General features: G+C 66.2%; 3 protein-coding genes. All 3 read right to left on the bottom strand.

All coding sequences use genetic code 11. The annotated features are described in order from the left end of the window. Positions 1 to 321: PIN domain-containing protein (locus ACXJKR_RS29190; RefSeq protein ID WP_457325828.1), on the bottom strand; the 321-nt coding region annotated here is incomplete at its 3' end. Between the two features lie 3 nt (positions 322 to 324). Beyond that, entirely contained in the window at positions 325 to 546 is a 222-nt protein-coding gene (locus ACXJKR_RS29185; protein ID WP_056196972.1) for an AbrB/MazE/SpoVT family DNA-binding domain-containing protein, read from the bottom strand. A gap of 103 nt (positions 547 to 649) precedes the next feature. After that, positions 650 to 2,721: efflux RND transporter permease subunit (locus tag ACXJKR_RS29180; RefSeq protein WP_457325827.1), on the bottom strand; the 2,072-nt coding region annotated here is incomplete at its 5' end.

The raw sequence follows: 2,721 nt of genomic DNA, 5'->3' as shown, positions 1-2,721 counted from the left end.
GGCCAGCGCGATGTGCAGGCAGTCGGCGAAGTCCGCCGGGCCTTGGCGGAAAAGCTGCAGCGCCACCTCCAGCGCACGCTCCGATTCGATGCTCAGCTCGGCCGCCGAGAACAGCGATGACAGGGCGTGCAGCACGCTGTCCTTGTCGAAGCCATAGCTCTTGCGCAGCACCCATTCGAGCTCCAGCACGACGGTGACGGGCACGAAGAGCGTGGCGCCTTCACCCGTCAGCCGCGCCATCAGCTGGCGCACCGCCGCAGCCTGCGCGGCGTCGTCCTGCACGAGGTAGCGCACCAGGACGTTGGTATCGAGCGCGGGCATGCCTCAGCGCCAGGGGTTCATTTCATCGATGCCGATGCGCTTGCCCTTGGGGGCCTTGAGCATGCCGGCCATGTCGAGGATGGACTTGCTCTTGACCCGCACGATCAGGGTGCCATCGGGCATGGCCGACCACACCAGGCGCGTACCAGGCTTGGCATCCACGAGCGCCCGGATTTCTGCGGGCATGGTGGTCTGGCCCTTGGCAGTGACGGTGGATTCGGACATGGCAACTCCTTACTATCGGCGTGATTGTAATTCGCACAAGCAAAAAGGGCCGACCACTTGAMGTGACCGGCCCCAGCGCAGAAGCGCTCGAGGGATCTCTTGCTTAATCCTTGTCCGCCGGCATCGCGCCGGGCATGCCGTGCAGCGGCATCGACGAGGCACCGCCCTGCTCTGCCTTCTTCGTGGCGGGCTTCTTCTCCCGCACCAGATAGCTGTACAGCACCGGCACCACCACCAGCGTCAGCAGCGTAGAGGTGATGACACCGCCGATGATGGCGCGGCCCATGGGCGCCTGGATTTCGCCGCCATCGTTCAGCGCGATGGCCATCGGCAGCATGCCGAAGACCATGGCGGCCGTCGTCATGATGATGGGGCGCATGCGGATCAGGCCAGCTTCACGCAGCGCCTCGGCCACCGTCGCACCGGCCTTGCGTGCGTGGTTGGCGAAGTCGACGAGAAGAATCGCGTTCTTCGTCACCAGGCCCATCAGCATCACCAGGCCGATCATCGAGAACACATTCAGCGTCGAGCGCCACAGCAGCAGGGCCAGCATCACGCCGATGAGGGCGAGCGGCAGTGAAGCCATGATGGCGATGGGCTGCAGGAAGCTGCCGAACTGGCTGGCCAGCACGATGTAGATGAAGATGCCGGCCAGCGCCATCGCCGCCAGCAGGCCGTTGAAGGCCTCGGCCTGCTGCTTGCCGGCGCCGTCCACCTTGAAGCTGGTGCCCGGGGGCAGCTGGGTGGCCTTGATCAGCTTCTGCACATCGGCATTCACGTCGCCGCCCGGGCGGCCCTGGACGCCGGCGAACACGGCCTCGCGGCGCTGCAGGTTCTCGCGGCGGATCACCTCGGGGTTGAACACCGGCTCGATGGTCGCGACCTGGTCCAGCGCGATGGGCGCGCCGTCCTTGGAGAAGGCCACCGGCAGCTTGCTCATCTGCTCGATGCGCTCGCGCTGTTCGCGCGGCAGGCGCAGCAGCACCTCGACCTGGTTGCCATCCGGCGTCGTCCAGTAGGTGGCGATCTCGCCGTTCACGTAGGCACGCAGGCTGGAGGCGATCTGCGGGGCGGTCAGGCCCAGTTCGCGGATGGCCGAATCCTTCAGGCGCACGGCAAAGGCCGGCAGGCCGGGCTTGACGGTCGTGTCCACGTCGACGGCGCCGGGGATCTTCTTGATCTTCTCGACCAGGTCGGTGGCGGCCTGGGTCAGCACTTCGGGGTCGCTGCCCAGGATGGTGATCCAGATCGGGCGGTTGAAGCCAACACTGACCTCGATGCCGGGGATCTTGGCAATGTCGGCGCGGATGGCGTCCTCGATCTCCTTTTGCGTGCGCTTGCGTTCGCTGCGGTCGGTCAGCGTGATATTCAGCGCCGCCTGGTTGCGGCCGGTGGACAGGCCTTCGCCGGTGCTGCCGACCACGGTCGAGACGGTCTTGATCTCGGGGTAGTTCTTGAGGATCTCCTCGATCTGGGCGACCTTGGCGCTGCCGCGCTCGATGCTGCTGGCCACCGGCATGCGCAGGTTGACCTGCGTGAAGCCGTTGTCTGTCTCGGGCACGAATTCGCTGCCGACCATGGGCGCCAGGGCCAGTGCGGCGACGAAGCTGGCGAAGGCACCCCACATGACGAGGCCACGCGGCGTCAGCGTCGCGAAGCGGAACACGCGCTTCGCGGCCTTGTCGCGCTTGCCGTCCGCGCTGAACGGATGGCCATAGGCGGGAATCGGCGGCACGAAGACGCGGTAGCGACGGCCGGAGAAGGCCCAGTCGATCGTCCTGGCATAGAGGTCGTGCAGGCGGTCCATGCTCCAGTCGGTCGCGCGGATGAGATGACCGATGACAGGCCAGTGCTTGATGCGCGTGCCCGGCGGGTCTGGCCAGACCGACGACAGCATCGGATCGAGCGTGAAGCTGACGAACAGGCTGACCAGCACCGCCACCGCGACGGTGATGCCGAAGGGGTAGAAGAACTTGCCGATGATGCCGCCCATGAAGGCGACGGGCACAAACACCGCGCAGATGGCGAAGGTGGTGGCCATGACGGCCAGGCCGATCTCGTTGGTGCCGTCGAACGACGCCTGGCGGTGGTCCTTGCCCATGGCCACATGGCGCACGATGTTCTCGCGCACGACGATGGCGTCGTCGATCAGCAGGCCGATGCACAGGCTCATGG

Source organism: Roseateles sp. P5_E11, from assembly GCF_054049355.1.
The sequence above is the reverse complement of the archived record's forward strand: the minus strand, read 5'-3'. Positions and strand labels throughout refer to the sequence as shown.

Bases quoted from the DNA above. Each gene is read 5' to 3' on its own strand.
- ACXJKR_RS29185 (WP_056196972.1), bottom strand. From the start codon at position 546: ATGTCCGAATCCACCGTCACTGCCAAGGGCCAGACCACCATGCCCGCA.